The sequence below is a fragment of the Novosphingobium sp. genome (assembly GCF_030696665.1).
Classification (GTDB): domain Bacteria; phylum Pseudomonadota; class Alphaproteobacteria; order Sphingomonadales; family Sphingomonadaceae; genus Novosphingobium.
In genome coordinates this window covers 10,809-27,847 of record NZ_JAUYRV010000014.1, presented here as the reverse complement: position 1 = coordinate 27,847, position 17,039 = coordinate 10,809, and the positions used below count along the sequence as shown (strand labels likewise).

The 17,039-nt window shown below is 62.1% G+C and carries 11 protein-coding genes; 2 read left to right on the top strand and 9 right to left on the bottom strand.

Annotated features, from left to right (window positions below; translation table 11 throughout):
- Window positions 1-53: 53 nt before the first annotated feature.
- A complete protein-coding gene (locus Q8R81_RS03010; protein ID WP_305615963.1) occupies window positions 54-518 on the top strand; it encodes a low molecular weight protein-tyrosine-phosphatase in 465 nt (154 codons plus the stop codon).
- 62 nt (window positions 519-580) lie between these two features.
- Here Q8R81_RS03010 and Q8R81_RS03005 read toward each other — a convergent pair whose 3' ends face one another.
- On the bottom strand, window positions 581-820 hold the full coding sequence (locus tag Q8R81_RS03005) for a helix-turn-helix transcriptional regulator (protein ID WP_305615962.1): 240 nt from the start codon (window positions 818-820) through the stop codon (window positions 581-583).
- A 78-nt stretch (window positions 821-898) separates the two neighbouring features.
- Here Q8R81_RS03005 and Q8R81_RS03000 point away from each other — a divergent pair, with 78 nt between their 5' ends.
- On the top strand, window positions 899-1,138 hold the full coding sequence (locus Q8R81_RS03000; protein WP_305615961.1) for a hypothetical protein: 240 nt from the start codon (window positions 899-901) through the stop codon (window positions 1,136-1,138).
- Here the strand turns inward: Q8R81_RS03000 and Q8R81_RS02995 are convergent.
- The 8 genes from Q8R81_RS02995 to Q8R81_RS02960 all read right to left on the bottom strand — a co-directional run bounded on the left by Q8R81_RS02995 (window position 1,119) and on the right by Q8R81_RS02960 (window position 16,983).
- The gene (locus Q8R81_RS02995; protein WP_305615960.1) at window positions 1,119-1,892 is read right to left on the bottom strand and encodes a DeoR/GlpR family DNA-binding transcription regulator; all 774 of its coding nucleotides are present in this window, start codon (window positions 1,890-1,892) and stop codon (window positions 1,119-1,121) included. The genes Q8R81_RS03000 and Q8R81_RS02995 overlap by 20 nt on opposite strands.
- 27 nt (window positions 1,893-1,919) lie before the next feature.
- Window positions 1,920-2,993 (bottom strand): L-rhamnose/proton symporter RhaT, encoded by a 1,074-nt coding sequence (rhaT, locus tag Q8R81_RS02990; protein WP_305615959.1) that lies wholly within the window; start codon window positions 2,991-2,993, stop codon window positions 1,920-1,922.
- A gap of 18 nt (window positions 2,994-3,011) precedes the next feature.
- Entirely contained in the window at window positions 3,012-4,157 is a 1,146-nt protein-coding gene (gene lldD / locus Q8R81_RS02985) for an FMN-dependent L-lactate dehydrogenase LldD (protein WP_305615958.1), read from the bottom strand.
- Entirely contained in the window at window positions 4,154-5,569 is a 1,416-nt protein-coding gene (locus Q8R81_RS02980) for an FGGY-family carbohydrate kinase (RefSeq protein ID WP_305615957.1), read from the bottom strand. The genes lldD and Q8R81_RS02980 overlap by 4 nt, the downstream gene beginning before the upstream one ends.
- Before the next feature lie 74 nt (window positions 5,570-5,643).
- Entirely contained in the window at window positions 5,644-6,576 is a 933-nt protein-coding gene (locus tag Q8R81_RS02975; protein ID WP_371135298.1) for an NAD(P)H-binding protein, read from the bottom strand.
- Between the two features lie 93 nt (window positions 6,577-6,669).
- Window positions 6,670-6,825 (bottom strand): hypothetical protein, encoded by a 156-nt coding sequence (locus Q8R81_RS02970; protein WP_305615955.1) that lies wholly within the window; start codon window positions 6,823-6,825, stop codon window positions 6,670-6,672.
- A gap of 38 nt (window positions 6,826-6,863) precedes the next feature.
- On the bottom strand, window positions 6,864-7,925 hold the full coding sequence (rsgA, locus tag Q8R81_RS02965; RefSeq protein WP_305615954.1) for a ribosome small subunit-dependent GTPase A: 1,062 nt from the start codon (window positions 7,923-7,925) through the stop codon (window positions 6,864-6,866).
- 217 nt (window positions 7,926-8,142) lie between these two features.
- The gene (locus Q8R81_RS02960) at window positions 8,143-16,983 is read right to left on the bottom strand and encodes a cadherin-like domain-containing protein (RefSeq protein WP_305615953.1); all 8,841 of its coding nucleotides are present in this window, start codon (window positions 16,981-16,983) and stop codon (window positions 8,143-8,145) included.
- Window positions 16,984-17,039 lie beyond the last annotated feature (56 nt).

The following is a 17,039-nucleotide window of genomic DNA, read 5'->3' as shown; positions in this document are numbered from 1 at the left end:
GATCCGTTCCTGATCGGCATGGGGAGACCCTGTCAGCGAGGTATCGTGATCCTGTGAGTCAACCTTCGGTTCTGTTCGTCTGCCTTGGCAACATCTGCCGATCGCCACTGGCCGAAGCGGCCCTGCGCGCGCGGGCTGTGGCCGCAGGTGTTGCCATCACCATCGATTCCGCCGGAACCGGGGACTGGCACGTAGGCCGTCCGCCCGATCCACGGGCGGTAGCGCTTGCGCGCAAGTACGGGCTTGATATTTCAAGCTATAGTGCCCGGCAGGTGACGGAAGAGGACTTCCACAAGTTCGGTCATGTCTTCGCGCTCGATCCGCAGAACCTGAAAGACCTGCGCCGCATCGAACCTTCGCGCCACATTGCCGAAGTACGCCTGCTGATGGACCTTGTGCCGGGGCGCAAGGGCACAGCGGTGCTCGATCCGTATTACGGCGATGAAGAGGATTTCGAACTGGCCTGGGCAGACGTTTGCGCCGCAGCAGACGTGCTGGTGAAGCGGTATTCGAGGTAAGCCAAGGTCTCCCCATTTGTGCTTTGCTAAAGCGGGGCGGTTCAGCTGTTCTTGTCGGTCGATCAGCCCAAGGCAACAGTGATACGGGCTTCTGCCACCGTTGCTTCATCAATCAGCACGCGCAACGCTTTTGCGGCGTCATTGAGAAGGCCGGGGCCGATGGGGCGCTCACCCGAAATGAAGCGGCGGATGGCGCGTTCATCTATGCCGAGACGCCGGGAGGCAGATGTGGTTCCGCCAAGAACCTGAACGCAGTGGGCAAAGTGCTCGCACATTTCTTCCGCTGTGAATGACGCGGTCATCGTTTCCCCTTTTGCCACGACGGGCATTGCAAATGTTTCAGTGGCCACTTCGCCACGCCGTGCCCTATAGGCCCAAAAATGGAAATCACGGAAGATGATCACGCGCTGAGCAGGCCGCAACGGCGTTTGCTGCGGCGGATTTACAACGGCCGAACGGTTCCGGTGGTGGTTGATGGCGTGCCTTTCCTGACCTTCAGGCAGGCAAGCCAGTATCTTCAGTCCCTTTCGCCTGACGCCCGCGACGCGGCCTATGCTGCGATGAAGGAGCAGGGCCGCGATGCACGATCAGAAGCAGTAATCACACCACCACCAGCTTGACCCCGGCGTCGCGCAAACTTTGCGCGGTATCCGGCGCTACGCTGCTGTCGGTGATCACCATATCGATCTCGTCCAGCCCGCACACGATGGTGCCCGATTGGCTGCGGAACTTGCTGCTGTCTACCAGCAGGATCACTTCCTCGGCGCGGTCGATCAGGCGGCGCTCGGCAGCGACCAAGACCGGGTCTGCCTGCATCACCCCTTGCAGGCCAATGGCGGCGGCCCCCATGAACAGGCGCGGGGCGTGGAAGCGGGGCATCGATTCCTCGCCCGCCGGAGCAAGGATGATGTTCTGTTCACGGAACACTGCGCCCGATGGCAGCAAGATGCGCGTGCCTGTTTGCGGCAGCAGCGCGTTGACGATGTGCAGCGAGTTGGTGAGCACTTGCAGGCCCAGCCCATCAAGGTGCGGGCACATCTGCAGCGTAGTGGTGCCGCCATCGATCATCACGCCTTCGCCGGGCGTACACAACGCGGCGGCGGCTTTGCCGATGGCCTGCTTGGCAGACAGGTTTTGCGTGATCGACTGGTCGAACGGGGTGCCCATCAGGCGCGGCCCGCTGGTGTCTTCGCCCTCGGGCAGCTTGGCCCCGCCATGAACGCGCACGATCTGGCCACCATCCTCAAGCCGGGTCAGGTCACGCCGGATCGTTGCCGGGGAGGCGGCCAGCATGACCTCCAGATCGCGATAGCTGACGAAGCCGGTGGGGCGCAGCGCCTCGAATATCCGTCGTTCCCGTTCCGCTGCGTGCATTTTGCCTGTCGTCTCCTTGCGACCCGCTTATGCACCCGTGCCGAGCATGTTGCCAGCGCCTATCACCACAGTCGCGCCCACCAGCAGACCGATCCCGCTGAACACCAGACGGCGCGTGCGCTGGGAGCTTCCGGTCCATTCCTTGAGTGCAAAACCCCATAGCGTGGAGAACAGGATGATCGATGCCATGTGCAGCGTCCATGAGGAAAAGCCGTAAGCGCCCATCTGGCTTTCGCCCATCGTGTAGAAGAAGAACTGGCCGTACCACAACGTGCCGCCCAGCGCCGCCAGCAGCCAGTTGGCCAAGAGGTTAGGCTTCTGGCCGGGGGACGCATCGGGTGAAGCTGCGCCGAAGAACTGGCCGAAGCTCTGGTTCTTCCACAGCAGGTAGGCGCACCACAAAGCGTTGGTGGTCAGCCCGCCAGCCAGAACAACGCACAGCACGGGAAGACCTTGGCTGAGCGGGTCTGTCCCTGCAGCCAGCGTCAGATCACGGATCGGCTGCCCGGCGGCAAGGCCCCAGGCAAAGCAGCCTGACATGATGCCCGAGAAAGTCGCGATCAGCAGGCCCTTGCGCAAGTTGAACTCAGCCACGCCTTCGGATTGTGCGCCGCCAAGATCGGCCTCCTTGGCGCTGCCAGCGCGGGCAACGACGACGATGCCGATCAGCGTGATGACAATACCCAGCAGGGTGAGCTTGCCGCTGTTGGTCGCTGCGATCTGGCCCAGTGTGCCGTCGAAAATTGGCGGCCCCATCGTGCCGATCACGGTGGTAAGGCCCAGCGCCACTGCCATGCCGAGCGACAAGCCAAGGTAACGCATGGTCAGGCCGAAGGTCAGCCCGCCAAAGCCCCACATCGCGCCCCAGAACCAACACCACAGCAGCGTTTCGCGCGGGGTGGCGGACAGCACGCCCAGAAGGTCGTTGGTCTGGACCGAGGCGAAGAACCACGGGGCGATCAACCACGAGAACAGGCCGCCCGCTAGCCAGAACACTTCCCACGACCACAGCTTGATACGCTTGTAGGGCACATAGAAGCTGGCTGAGGAGAAGCCCCCGATCCAGTGGAATAGTACGCCCAATGCGGGGTTCGCGCCCATCGATCCTGTCCCTTGTTTTTATGGTTTTACGAGTATCGAGCGGTCGATCTCGCTGATGTTCTTCACGCCGGTCAGCGTCATGGCGACCCGCATTTCCGCCTCGATCAGGCGCAGCATGTGTTCGACACCGGCTTGTCCATTGGCGGCCAGCGCAAACACCCACGCGCGGCCCAGCAGCACGCCTTTGGCCCCCAGCGCCAGCAACCGCACCACGTCCAGCCCAGAGCGTACGCCGCCATCGGCCAGCACAGTCAACCGGTCGCCCACGGCATCGGCAATGGCGGGCAGGGCGCGCGCGGTGGAAGGAACGCCATCAAGCTGCCGCCCGCCGTGGTTGGAAACCACGATCCCGTCTGCGCCAAGGTTGGCGGCTTCCACTGCGTCTTCGGCATCGAGCAGGCCCTTGATGACCAGCGGGCCGTTCCATTCTGAGCGGATGAAATCGAGATCGCGCCATGAAATCGAGCTGTCGAAATTCCCGCGCATCCACGCAAAGAAGTCTTCGATCCCGGTCTTGCCTTCCAGCTTGCGCGCCACGTTGCCCAGCGCGTGCGGGCGGCCCATTACCCCCACGTCCCACGCCCAGCGAGGCTTCATCGCGCCCTGCATTGCGCGGCGGATCGCTCCGGTCATGCCAGCAGCTCCGGCAAGGCCCGAATGGTAATCGCGGTAGCGACTGCCCGGCACCGGCATGTCCACCGTGAACACCAGCGTGGAGCATTGCAGCTCCACCGCCTCCTGCAGCAATTCGCGCACGAAGCCACGGTCGCGCGTCATATAAAGTTGGAACCAGAAGGGCTGCGTTGCCGCCATTGCCACTTCACCCAGCGAGCAGGCCGAGACGGTGGAGAGCGTGAACGGAATCCCCGCAGTTTCCGCTGCGCGCACGGCCTGACACTCCCCGCGCCGCGCGTTCATGCCCGCAAGGCCGATGGGGGCGAGCGCAACGGGGAGGCGCAGCTTCTGGCCGAACAGTTCGGTCGAAAGATCGAGGTCTGCCACATCGCGCAGCACGCGCTGGCGCAGGGCAATGTCGCGCAGATCCTCGACGTTCCGCTTCAGCGTCGTCTCGCTGTACGATCCGCCATCGATGTATTCGAACAGGAAATGCGGCAGGCGGCGGCGGGCAAGTTCGCGGAAATCGGGGATCGAGGCGGCGATCATGCAGCGGTTCTTTCGGCAGAGGCGGCAACCTCGGCCTGCCAGCGATTGCGATAGCTGCTAAGGTCGGCGTCCAGCGGTTGCACACGGACAAGCTGGCCCTGCGGTGTCAGCGTAGGGTCGATCAGGCGGAGTGCGCCGAACGATACGTCGTTGTGCGCGTTGGCGGTATAGACTGCCGTGTCAGGACGAAGCGATGCCAGCGCGCGGACGAAGACTTCGGCTTCGGCAAAGCGGCCCTCCACCAGCAGGCGGTCAGAAGCGCCGATCAGGTCCAGCGCGGTATCGGCAACCAGCGCGGCATAAAGGCAGGCGGCAGCACGGCGTTCAAACCAGTCTTCGGGCCGGTTGATCCAGCCAAAGCGCCCCTGCGCAAAAGGGCCAAAGCCGCGCATCAGCGTGGGCAGGATCATGCGGCCCCGGCCCAGCACTTCGGGCACAGCGGCAAGCAGCGCGGGCTGATCCGGCTTGATGTCCACGCGGCGCGTGTCAATCTCGATCAGCGTCTCGATCTCGCGCCCGCCCATGAAGCGGGCAGAGGGCACTGCCCGTCCGTGGACGTCCACATTGACCAGGCAATCGCGCGCTTCGGGCAGGGCAGTGGTATCGACCGGTGTGGCAGGCAGGCGCATACCGATGAACCATGTGCCGGTGGAAAGCACGGTGGCTTCGTTATCGGCAATCTCGGCAAACCCGCGTGCGGCGAGGAGCGCCGCGTTGGAATCATGCAGACCGGCCAGCACCTGCACATCGGGCGACAGACCGGTTGCGGCTGCGATCTCGGGCCGCAGCGTGCCTACCACGTCGCCAGCGCGCTTGATCGGGGCAAAGCGGCTTGCCCAGCCCCGGCGCTCGGCCATTGGGGAAAAGTCTGCGTCCTGGGGGCACCACAAGTCCGAATGACAGCCAAGACTGGTCACTTCGCTCACCGCTGTTCCGGTGAGGAACCACGCCCAATATTGCGCCCACGGCAGCAGCGTGGCGCGCGCCATTGTGTCGGGGTGAAGCTGGTCCAGCCAGTAAAGCTGGCTGCCGAAGTTCAAGCCATCGGGCAGGGCGGGCGATCCGGTCTGTGCAAAGGGATCACGCTGCGCCCGATACCCCGCCAGCACCGCCTCCGGTACCGGCTGCTCGTAATCGAGCGGAGGGAAAGCCAGCGCGCCGTCGATCAACGCACAAACACCCGCACCGTGGCCAACCGGCACGATCCGCGAAACCGGCACATCGGCAAAGCGCCCAAGCGTATCAAGCAGCCACGCCCCGATGGCAGGCGCATCAAGGCGGCGGATTCCGCCCACTTCCAGCGGAATGTTGGCCCGCACCTGACGGTCGAGCATATGCCCGCCTGCGTCCCACAGGCTGACCTTGCTCAGCGTCTTGCCAAGATCGATGACGATTGTTGCGCCCGAATCCAAGCGCGCTCTCCCTATGTTCTTTGTAAACGATCAATAACAATCAACTATGATCGTTTCCAGCAAAAAGCGCGGCGTCAGAAAACTGCGTGGTCCCCCCGTTCCGGCGTTGCACTGCCGTCAATCACCTCGCGGTAGTAATCGAACAGCGTGTCGGTGCCAGTGGAGCGCGTGGCCGCAGCGTCGTAGCGCCCGGTTGCGGGATCAAGCACGAGCATGGATTCGCTGGCATAATAGCGCCCGATGCGCGCCAGTTCTGCCTTGGCCGCCAGCCCCGGAATGACCTTGCCAAACAGGCCCAGCGCCATGCCAATGGTGTCGAGCAGTGCAAGCGGAACGGAGCGGAAGCGCGGTGGCTGGCCCAGCATGGAAAATAGCGCCTCGCCCTGTTGGCGCGGGGTGATCGCTTCACCCGGTCCGCCGATGGGCAGCACGCGGTTCCAGCGGGTTTCGTCGTTCAGGCAGCCGACGATATATTCGGCCAGATCGCGGTCGCTGATCGGCTTGCACGCGGTCAATTCGCCATTGCCGAAGATCAGGAAGGGCTTGCCCTTGCGCACCCGCTCGATCTGCCCCGACAGCGATTTGAAAAACGCGGTCGGGCGCACGATGCTGTAACGCAGGCCCGATGCCGCCAGCGCAGCCTCAAATGCCAGTTTGGCATGCTGGAACGCCAGCAGCGGCTTTTGCACGCAGATGGCTGATAGCAGAATGAAATGCGGCACGCCTGATCGCTGGGCCGCTTCAAGCACGTGCAGATTGGCGCGGTGATCCACAGCCCAGGCTTCGGCAGGCACCCCGGTGCGCGATGCAAGGCAGGAGACGACGACATCAAACCGGCCTTGCGCAAACACGGCGGCCAAGGCGGCAGGGTCTGAAACCTCAGCTTCGATAACATCCGCTTGTGCGGCAAGCGAAGCATCATGCCGGCGCACAAGGCACGTAACCGCATACCCGTGCGCCACCAGCGCTGCCACGGTAGCCCGCCCGATCGTTCCGGAGGCGCCCACCACGCAAACCTGCATCACGCCCCCTCTCGGCGCACCACGTCAGCGCGCCTGAGCAGCACTGCGGCAGATGCAGCTTGCGATCAATCTGTCAGTTCAGGGCTTTTTCTTGGCTTTGTGTTCGGCAATCAACCCGTCCAGATCCAGAATGCGGACGCGTTCAGGCGTGTCCTTGGCCAAGCCTTTGAGGCGGCATGTCGCCCACAGGCTTTTGCGCTCTGCTTCGAGGGCCTTGAGATAGAGGTCAGCCATAAAGTCTCCGTAATTTGAATGTGTTGCGCAGCCCGGCGTTATCGCCGTGGCCGCTTGCCTGAAGTGTTTGAAGGCGCGCGCCCTCTGCTCTCGGCAGCGTCGGCGCGGTCACGCCGGGTTGCGCGCGTTGCCGAATTTGTCGCGTCTTCCAAAGCCAGCTTGCGCCAGCGGTCAAGGCGAGCGAGGTCCAGCGTTCCCTGCTTCAGCGCGGCCTGAATCTGGCAGCCCGGTTCGCCTTCATGCGCGCAATTTGTAAATTGGCAGGTCAGCGCAAGTTCCACGATGTCGTCGAAAACCTCGGCAAGGCCTGTGGCTGCTTCCGAAAGCTGCAACTCGCGCATGCCTGGTGTATCGAGCAGCCATCCACCCTGTTCCAGCCGATGCATCTGGCGGACTGTGGTGGTGTGCCGCCCCTTGCCGTCTTCTTCACGCACAGCTTGCGTGGCAAGGCAGTCAGAGCCTCTGAGCGTGTTTACCAATGTCGATTTGCCGACGCCCGAAGACCCCAGCAGCGCGACAGTCTGGCCAATTCCGCACCACTTGGCGAGGCGGGCAACACTTGCCGCATCGCGGGCGTTGACGGTTTCCACCACCAGATCCGGGCCAAGCGCGCGGGCCTTTTCGATAAAGCTCTCCGGCCGGTCGGTGAGGTCCATCTTGGTCAGGACGAGAACTGGCGCAACGTCCACCTCACGCGCCAGCACAAGATAGCGTTCAAGCCGCGCGACATTGAAATCCTGATTGCACGAAGCGACGATGAACAGCGTATCAACGTTTGCCGCAATCACCTGCAGCTTTTGGCGCCCTCCGGCTGCCAGCCGCTTGAACAGGCTGGCGCGCTGCAGCAACCGCACCGGTTCAAGGCTTTCCCGATCCAGCAGCAACCAGTCGCCAACAGCGGGCCGGTCCTCTTCCGCGTCAGCCCCGGGAATGCGCGCTTCGATCAGACTTTCGATGCCATCGCGGGTCACCGCAATCTTGCCACGGTGGACCGCCGTCACTCGAACGGGCAGGCACCCAGCCATTTCCTCGTCCGAGAGTTGGGCGCTGAAAAACGACTTCCAGCCAAGTTCAGTCAATTGGGTGTTCTGTGATGCCATGATATGTCGATAGCGACTTTCCATGTATCGGGCGCGGCTGACCTTCGGCGAGCGCCCGGGCTTTTGATACATGGCCCAATACAGATCAAACAGCCAATCGCCAACGGGCGAAGTCCGCACCGCAACAATTCCCGCACGCATCATTAAAGCGAAGCCAAAACGGACGTGGACGACCCCGCGACCTTTTCAGCACGACCGGCCGGATAGTGCGCCGCGATCAGAGCATGAAGTCTAAGTCAGTGAGCGTGATGGTGCCGGTCAGACGGATTTCCATGTCGGCCCTTCCATCACCATTGGTGTCGCCGTAAACCACTGTCATCCCCGGACTTACCGCTGTGTCATAGCGCAGTTCGCCCGCGATGCCTCCGAACGCGGCATCGCCGATGAAGGTGAAGTCGTTGTTGCCGACATCCACGCTGCTAGCATCGATGGTGCTGAGGTCGATGGTGTCGAACCCTTGCATGAAGTCGGCAATGGTGTCGGCCTTTGCCGTTCCCGCGCCGCTGTGGAATGTGGCGTCGAAATCGAACACGTCGTCGCCCAAGTGACCGGTCAGGATATCCTTGCCGACACCAGCCTTGATGACATCGTTGCTGTCCGAACCGAAGATCGTGTCATTGCCGGAGCCGCCATCGATCGCAACCGTCCCAAATATGATGATCCCGAAAAGGTTGATGAAATTGTCCGCGCTGTCGCCGATGATCGAGACGTTCGCGAACCCATCGGCGTCGATGAATTCGACATCATACATGTTCAAGCCGCTGATCTTCACGTTTGCCGATGCTGCTCGGACTATATCAATGCCGTTGCCACCATCAAAGGTATCGAAGCCGGCACCGCCTTTGATCAGGAACACGTCGTTGCCGTCGCCGCCCACTAGCTGATCATTGCCGGTCCCGCCGTCGACGGTATCATCTCCGCTCGTCCCCAAGATGATGTCTGCCCCTGCGCCAGCGTTGATCGCCACAACTGTCCCAACGACGGTGATCCCGCCCAGGTCAATATTGTTGGCCGCATCGTCGCCAACTATCGAAACGTTCGCAAATCCGTCGGTGTCGATGAATTCGATGCCCGCCATGTCGAGGCCGCTGATCTTCGTGTTGGCTGATGCCACCCGGATCGTGTCGATACCGTTGCCACCGATGTAGCTGTCAAAACCGGCACCGGCTTTGACCACGAACACGTCGTTCCCGTCACCACCGAAAATCGTATCGTTACCGGCCTCCCCTTCGATGGTGTCGTTTCCGTTCGACCCCACGACATAATCCGCGCCTGCACCAGCCTTGATCGATGTGATCCCGACCAGCGTCGATCCGGAGAAATCGAAGAAGTCGTCATCGGCCGAACCGCGCACAGAGACGCCGGTCTTGCCGTTGGCAGTGATCAGTTCGACATTGTCGATCCACGTCAGTCCGATGACCGTATTGTTTGCCAGCGCGCGCACTTCGTCAGTGCCGCTTTCACCGTTGATCAAATCAAATCCGTTCGCCGTTGCCGACCCTGAGAAGGTGAACAGATCATCGCCGCCGCCGGAGCGGAAAATATCGTTACCCTTGCCGGCAATGAACGTGTCGTTGCCGTCCAGCGTGGTGATGTCGTCGTTGCCTTCCATGCCATCGACCGTCCATGTGTCGTTGGTCGAAGCGACGAAGATGTCGTCCCCGGCAGTGCCGACATAGCTTTGCGGCGTGTTCAATATCTCGACGGTCAGTTGAACATACTGCACGACAAACTGGCCTAAGTGGTCCATTGCCATCACTAGAAATGACGTTTCTCCGACATCACCAGTGCCCGGCGTGCCGATCAACTCGCCGGTGCCTGCGATGATCGAAAGCCATCCCGGCACACCCCCCCCAGTATAGTCCAGCGAATACATCAAGGTGTCGCCGGTATCCGGATCGCTGAACGACGCGCTCGGGTTGAAGCTGAACGCCACACCCACGTTGGCAGTCTGCGATTCGATGGACGTAACTGTCGGCTGGTCATTGATCGGGGTGATGTCGAGGGTGGCGGTCGAGCTGGCAGTCAGGCTGCCGTCCGAGACGGTGTAGGCGAACTCTGCGGCGGTATCGTCGTTGGCCGCCGGGGTATAGGTCCAAGTGTCATCGCCGTTGGCTACCAGTGTGCCATTGCCCGAAATCAGGGTGAGCAAGGTGATGGCCAGCGCCGGGCTGTCGACATCGGTAGCGCCGACGAGCAGTTCAGCCGCCGTGATGATCCGCGCGCCGCTGTCTTCATCGATGGCGGCAAGCGTTACCGGCGCGGCAGTCGGCGCGTCGTTGGTACGCCCGATGTCTGCGCTGCCGTAGATGACATAGGCTTCGCCGGCATTGGTGCCGCCATCGTCGCCCAAGGGGGCACCGACGATCAGATCGGCAAAACCGTCGCCGTTGATGTCGCCTGCCGATGAAACCGAACGCCCAGCCTGATCACCCGCGACATCGCCCTGAATGATAAAGCCGTCACTCGTGGAAAGGCTGGTGAGGTCGACATCAGCGCGCGTGGCTCCCGCTTTGCCGAAGATGACATAGGCCTCGCCAGCATTGCTGCCGCCATTGCCGCCATTGAGTGCGCCGACGATCAGATCGGCAAAGCCATCGCCGTCGATGTCACCCGCTGTCGAGACGCTGAAGCCTGCACTATCACCCGCGACATCGCCCTGAATGATAAAGCCGTCACTTGTGGAAGGGCTGGTGAGGTCGATATTGGCGCGCGTGGCTCCCGCTTTGCCGAAGATGACATAGGACTCACCGGCATTGGTGCCGCCATCGTCGCCACTGGACGCACCCACGATCAGGTCGGCAAAGCCGTCACCATTGATGTCGCCAGCCGACGAAACGCTGAAGCCTGCCTCATCACCCGCCACATCGCCTTGAATGACGAAGCCGTCGGCAGCCGCAAGAGAAGTGAGGTCGATGTTTGCGCGGGTGACCCCTGCCTTGCCAAAGATGACATAAGCCTCGCCAGCATAAATGCCGCCATTGTCGCCTCCAGACGCGCCGACGATCATGTCGGCAAAGCCGTCGCCGTTGATGTCGCCCGCCGACGAAACGCTCCGGCCTGCGAAATCGTAGGCGACATCGCCCTGAATGATGAAGCCGTCGGCAGCGGCGAGGCTGGTGAGGTCGATGTTGGCGCGGGTGGCCCCGGCCTTGCCGAAGATGACATAAGCCTCACCGGCATCGGTGCCGCCATTGTCGCCTCGAGTTGCACCAACGATCAGGTCGGCAAAGCCATCGCCGTTGATGTCGCCTGCTGATGAAACGCTGGAGCCTGTCCGATCAAATGCCACATCGCCCTGAATGATGAAACCGTCGGCAGCGGCCAGACTGGTGAGGTCTATGTTGGCGCGGGTGGCCCCGGCCTTGCCGAAGATGACATAGGCCTCGCCCGCGCCAACTCCACCATTAGAGCCGCTGGGCGCGCCCACGATCAGGTCAGCAAAGCCGTCACCATTGACGTCGCCCGCTGACGACACGCTCCGGCCTGCGTAGTCACCCGCGGCATCGCCCTGGATGATAAAGCCTTCGCTGGCCGTAAGTGAGGTGAGGTCGATGTTGGCGCGAGCGGCCCCGGCCTTGCCGAAGATGACATAGGCTTCGCCAGCACCGGTGTAGCCATTATCACCATAGGGCGCGCCGACGATCAGATCGGCAAAGCCGTCTCCGTTGATGTCGCCCGCCGAGGAAACGCTAAGGCCTGCCTCATCACCTGCCTCATCACCCTGAATGATGAAGCCTTGGCTTGATGTCAGCCCGGTGAGGTCGATGGTCTTGGCGGCAACCGGCGCGGCGACGGTGATCGTGACGTGTCCGGTATCGCCCTGCACGCCGTCCGAGACGGTGTAATCGAATCCGGCGATGCCGGTGAAGCCAGCGGTCGGGGTGAAGCTGATGGTCTTGTCGGCGTTGAGCACCACGGTGCCGCCGGTTGCATTGCTGACCGCGCTGACCGTCAGCGTGAACGCGCTGGCATCGTTGCCGAGCAACTGGAACGCCGCATATGTCGCGGTCTGGTCCTGAACCGCTGTCAGCGCGTCATCCCCGGCAACTGGGGCGGAACCGAAATCTGCGCGGCCATAGATGACATAAGCCTCACCCGCAGCACTGCCGCCATTGTCGCCAAGAGGCGCGCCAAGGATCAGGTCTGCAAAACCGTCGCGATTGATGTCGCCTGCAGACGAGACGCTTCGGCCTGCGAAATCGCCCGCGACATCGCCCTGGATGACGAAGCCGTCGCTCGCAGCAAGACTGGTGAGGTCAATGTTTGCGCGGGTGGCCCCGGCTTTACCGAAGATGACATAAGCCTCGCCGCTATAGGTGCCACCGTTGTCGCCACGGTGCGCGCCTACAATCAGATCGGCAAAGCCATCGCCGTTGATATCGCCTGCTGACGAGACGCTGTTGCCTGCCTCATCACCAGCTACATCCCCCTGGATGATGAAGCCGTCGGCAGCCGCGAGGGAGGTCAGGTCGATATTGGTGCGGGTGGCCCCGGCCTTGCCGAAAATGACATAAGCCTCACCGCTATCGGCACCACCATTGTCGCCTCGGCGCACGCCAACGATCAGGTCGGCAAAGCCATCGCCGTTGATATCCCCTGCTGACGAGACGCTCTGGCCTGCGTAATCACCAGCCACATCGCCCTGAATGATGAAGCCGTCCGCCGCCGCGAGGGAAGTCAGGTCAATATTGGTGCGGGTGGCCCCGGCCTTGCCAAAGATGACATAGGCTTCGCCGCTATCGGCGCCACCATTGTCGCCACGCGGCGCGCCTACGATCAGATCGGCAAAGCCATCGCCGTTGATATCCCCTGCTGACGAGACGCTGCTGCCCGCCAGATCACCAGCCACGTCGCCCTGAATGATGAAACCGTCGGCAGCCGCAAGGCTGGTCAGGTCGATATTGGTGCGGGTGGCTCCGGCCTTGCCGAAGATGACATAAGCCTCACCGGCAGCGGCCCCTCCGTTGTCGCCAGCAAGTGCACCGACGATCATGTCGGCAAAGCCATCTCCGTTGATGTCGCCCGCTGAAGCGATGCTCTGGCCTGCGTAATCACCAGCCACGTCACCCTGAACGATGAAGCCATCGCTTGCAGCAAGCGAGGTGAGGTCGATATTGGCGCGAGTGGCCCCCGCCTTGCCGAAGATGACATAGGCCTCGCCTGCATCGGCCCCACCATTATCGCCACGACCCGCGCCGACGATCAGGTCAGCAAAGCCATCGCTGTTGATGTCGCCTGCTGCCGCAACGCTAAAGCCTGCCTGATCACCAGCCACATCACCCTGAATGATAAATCCGTCGCCCCCGGCAAGGCTGGTCAGGTCGATATTCGCACGCGCGGCCCCTGCTTTGCCAAAGATGACGTAGGCCTCTCCGGCATTGATCCCGCCATTGTCGCCATAGCGCACACCGACGATAAAATCGGCAAAACCATCGCCGTTGATGTCGCCCGCTGATGAAACAGTGCCCGCCTGATCACCCGGCAAATCACCCTGAATGATGAAGCCCTGGCTCGATGTCAGTCCGGTGAGGTCAATGGTCTTGGCGGCCAGTGGCGCGGAGACGGTGATCGTGACGTGTCCGGTATCGCCCTGCACGCCATCGGAGGCAGTGTAGTCGAAACCGGCGGTGCCGGTGAACCCGGCAGTGGGGGTAAAGGTGATGGTCTTGTCGGCGTTAAGCACCACGGTGCCGCCCGTGGCATTGCTGACCGCGCTGACGGTCAGCGTGAACGCACTGACATCGTTGCCGAGCAATTGGAACGCCGCAAGTGTCGCGGTCTGGTCCTGAACCGCTGTCAGGCTGTCATCCCCGGCCACCGGCGCGGACCCGAAATCCGCGCGGCCATAGATGACATAGGCCTCACCGGCAGAGGAGCCGCCGTTGTCGCCATAGAGCGCGCCAACGATCAGATCGGCAAAGCCGTCGCCGTTGATGTCGCCCGCCGAAGCAACGCTTTGGCCTGCCCGATCAGAAGGGGCGTCGCCTTGAATGATGAAGCCGTCACTCGCGGTAAGGCTGTTCAGGTCGATATTGGCGCGGGCGGCTCCCGCCCTTCCGAAAATGACATAGGCCTCACCGGCATTGTTGCCGCCGTTGTCGCCACGGGGCGCACCGACGATGAGATCGGCAAAACCATCGCCGTTGATATCGCCTGCCGACGATACACTCCGGCCCGCCTGATCATTAGAGGCATTGGCCTGGATTTTGAAGCCGTCGCTCGCCGAAAGGGAAGTGAGATCGATATCAGCGCGCGTGGCTCCGGTCTTTCCGAAGACGACATATGCCTCGCCTCCCAACGCCCCGACGGTCAGATCGATAATACCATCACCGTTGATGTCACCTGCCGAAGCAACGCTCCAGCCTGCAAGATCACTAGCCAAATCGCCCTGAATGATGAAGCCGTCACTTGCAGAAAGGCTGGTAAGGTCGATATCGACGCGGGTGGCCCCGGCTTTGCCGAAGATGACATAAGCCTCGCCGGCATAGTTGCCGCCATTGTCACCGTAGGGTGCTCCGACAACTATATCGGCAAAGCCATCCCCGTTGATATCGCCTGCTGACGAAACGCTGCGGCCTGCGTAATCACCAGCCACATCGCCTTGGATGATGAAGCCGTCAATCGCGGCCAGAGAAGTGAGGTCGATATCGACGCGGGTAGCCCCGGTCTTGCCGAAGATGACATAGGCCTCACCGGCATTGGTGCCGCCATTGTCGCCAGCATCCGCACCGACGATCAGGTCTGCAAAGCCGTCGCCATTGACGTCTCCTGCCGATGATACGCTATATCCTGCCCGATCACCACCCTCGTCGCCTTGGATGATGAAGCCGTTACTCGCGGTAAGGCTGGTCAAGTCAATGTTGGCGCGAGTTGCCCCGGCCTTGCCGAAGATGACATAAGCCTCGCCAGCATTGCTGCCGCCATTGTCACCAAAGCGAGCGCCAACGATCAGATCGACAAAGCCATCGCCGTTGATGTCGCCCGCCGACGAGACGCTGGAGCCCGCCTGATCATCGCCAGCATTGCCATGAATGATGAAACCGTCACTCGCAGCAAGGGAGGTCAGGTCGATATTGGCGCGGGTAGTCCCGGCATTGCCGAAGATGACATAGGCCTCGCCAGCGTTGCTGCCGCCATTGTCCCCACGGGGCGCACCGATGATGAGGTCTGCAAAACCATCGCCGTTGATGTCGCCCGCTGACGAAACGCTGAAGCCTGCCCGATCATCAGCCACATCACCCTGAATGATGAAACCCTGGCTCGAAGTCAGTCCGCTAAGGTCAATCGTCTTCGCCGCCACCGGCGCGGCGACGGTGATCGTGACGTGCCCGCTATCGCTCTGCGTGCCGTCAGACGCTGTGTAATCGAACCCGGCGGTGCCGGTGAAGCCCCCGGTCGGGGTGAAGCTGATGGTCTGATCGGCGTTGAGCACCACGGTGCCGCCCGTCGCATTGCTGACTTCGGAGATCGTCAGCGGGAATGCGCTGGCGTCGTTGCCGAGCAACTGGAACGTCGCATATGTCGCGATCTGGTCCTGAACCGCGGTGAAGCTGTCATCGGCAACCACGGGTGCCAACCCCAAACCCGCGCGGCCATAGATGACATAGGCCTCACCCGCATCGCTGCCGCCATCATCGCCACGGGGCGCGCCGATGATCAGGTCGGCAAAGCCATCGCCGTTGGTGTCGCCCGCTGCGGCGACGCTGCGGCCCGCCTGATCACCCGCGCCATCGCCCTGGATGATGAAGCCGTCGCCAGCGGCAAGCGTGGTCAGGCTGATATTGGCGCGGGTGGCCCCGGCTTTGCCGATGATGACATAAGCGTCGCCTGCATCAACCGCGCCGTTGTCGCCCAAGGGTGCGCCGACGATCAGGTCGGCAATGCCATCGCCGTTGATGTCGCCCGCTGACGAAACGCTGAATCCGGCCTGATCGCCCGCGACATTGCCCTGAATGACGAAGCCGTCGCTGGCTGAAAGGGCGCTGAGGTCGATATTGGCGCGCGTCGCTGCGGCCTTGCCGAAGATGACATAAGCTTCACCGGCATCGCTGCCGCCATCGTCGCCGCCAGACGCGCCGACGATCAGATCGGCAATGCCATCGCCGTTGATGTCGCCCGCTGATGATACGGTGCGGCCTGCCTGATCGCCTGCCGCATCGCCCTGAATGATGAAGCCTTCGCCCGCTGTCAGGGTGGTCAGGTCGATGTTGGTGCGCGTGGCTCCGGCCTTGCCGAAGATGACATAGGCCTCACCGGCATGCGTGCCGCCATTATCGCCAGTTGGCGCGCCCACGATCACGTCGGCAAAGCCATCGCCGTTGATGTCGCCTGCGGATGATACGCTGAAGCCTGCCTGATCCCCTGTCGCATCGCCCTGAATGCTGAAGCCATCGCTGGCCGCAAGGCTGGTCAGGTCGATAGTGGCGCGCGTGGCCCCGGCTTTGCCGAAAACGACATAGGCCTTGCCGGCATATGCCCCGCCATAAGGCGCGCCGACGATCAGGTCGGCAAAGCCATCGCCGTTGGTGTCACCGGCTGATGAGACGCTCCACCCTGCGGAATCACCGGCCACATCGCCCTGGATGATAAATCCGTCGCTCGCGTCAAGGCTGGTCAGGTCGATGTTGGCGCGCGTGGCTCCGGCCTTGCCGAAGATGACATAAGTCTCACCGGCACCAGCGCCGCCATAGGGCGCGCCGATGATCATGTCGGCAAGGCCATCGCCGTTGATGTCACCCGCCGACGCGACGTTCAGCCCGGCATAGTCGCCCGCCGCATTGCCTTGCACGATGAAGCCGTCAGTCGCAGCAAGGTTGGTGAGGTCGATTGCGGGGCGGGTGGTTCCGGCCTTGCCGAAGATGACATAAGCCTCACCGGCGTTACTTCCGCCATTAGCACCAAATGGCGCACCCACGATCAGGTCGGCAAAGCCATCACCATTGATGTCACCGGCGGACGAAACACTATAGCCCGCCTGATCGCCAGCCACATCACCCTGAATGATGAAGCCCTGGCTTGATGTCAGCCCCGCAAAGTCGATGGTTGGCGCCGACATTGAACTTCACTCACTGTTAAAAAACGGTTAATGCCGGGATCACTTGACACGGTCAT

Excerpts from the sequence above, each read along its gene's own strand:
- Q8R81_RS03000 (WP_305615961.1), top strand. The coding sequence starts at position 899 with ATGGAAATCACGGAAGATGATCACGCGCTGAGCAGGCCGCAACGGCGT.
- Q8R81_RS02995 (WP_305615960.1), bottom strand. The coding sequence starts at position 1,892 with ATGCACGCAGCGGAACGGGAACGACGGATATTCGAGGCGCTGCGCCCC.
- rsgA (WP_305615954.1), bottom strand. The coding sequence starts at position 7,925 with ATGGCATCACAGAACACCCAATTGACTGAACTTGGCTGGAAGTCGTTT.
- rhaT (WP_305615959.1), bottom strand. The coding sequence starts at position 2,993 with ATGGGCGCGAACCCCGCATTGGGCGTACTATTCCACTGGATCGGGGGC.
- Q8R81_RS02960 (WP_305615953.1), bottom strand. The coding sequence starts at position 16,983 with ATGTCGGCGCCAACCATCGACTTTGCGGGGCTGACATCAAGCCAGGGC.
- Q8R81_RS03005 (WP_305615962.1), bottom strand. The coding sequence starts at position 820 with ATGACCGCGTCATTCACAGCGGAAGAAATGTGCGAGCACTTTGCCCAC.
- lldD (WP_305615958.1), bottom strand. The coding sequence starts at position 4,157 with ATGATCGCCGCCTCGATCCCCGATTTCCGCGAACTTGCCCGCCGCCGC.
- Q8R81_RS02970 (WP_305615955.1), bottom strand. The coding sequence starts at position 6,825 with ATGGCTGACCTCTATCTCAAGGCCCTCGAAGCAGAGCGCAAAAGCCTG.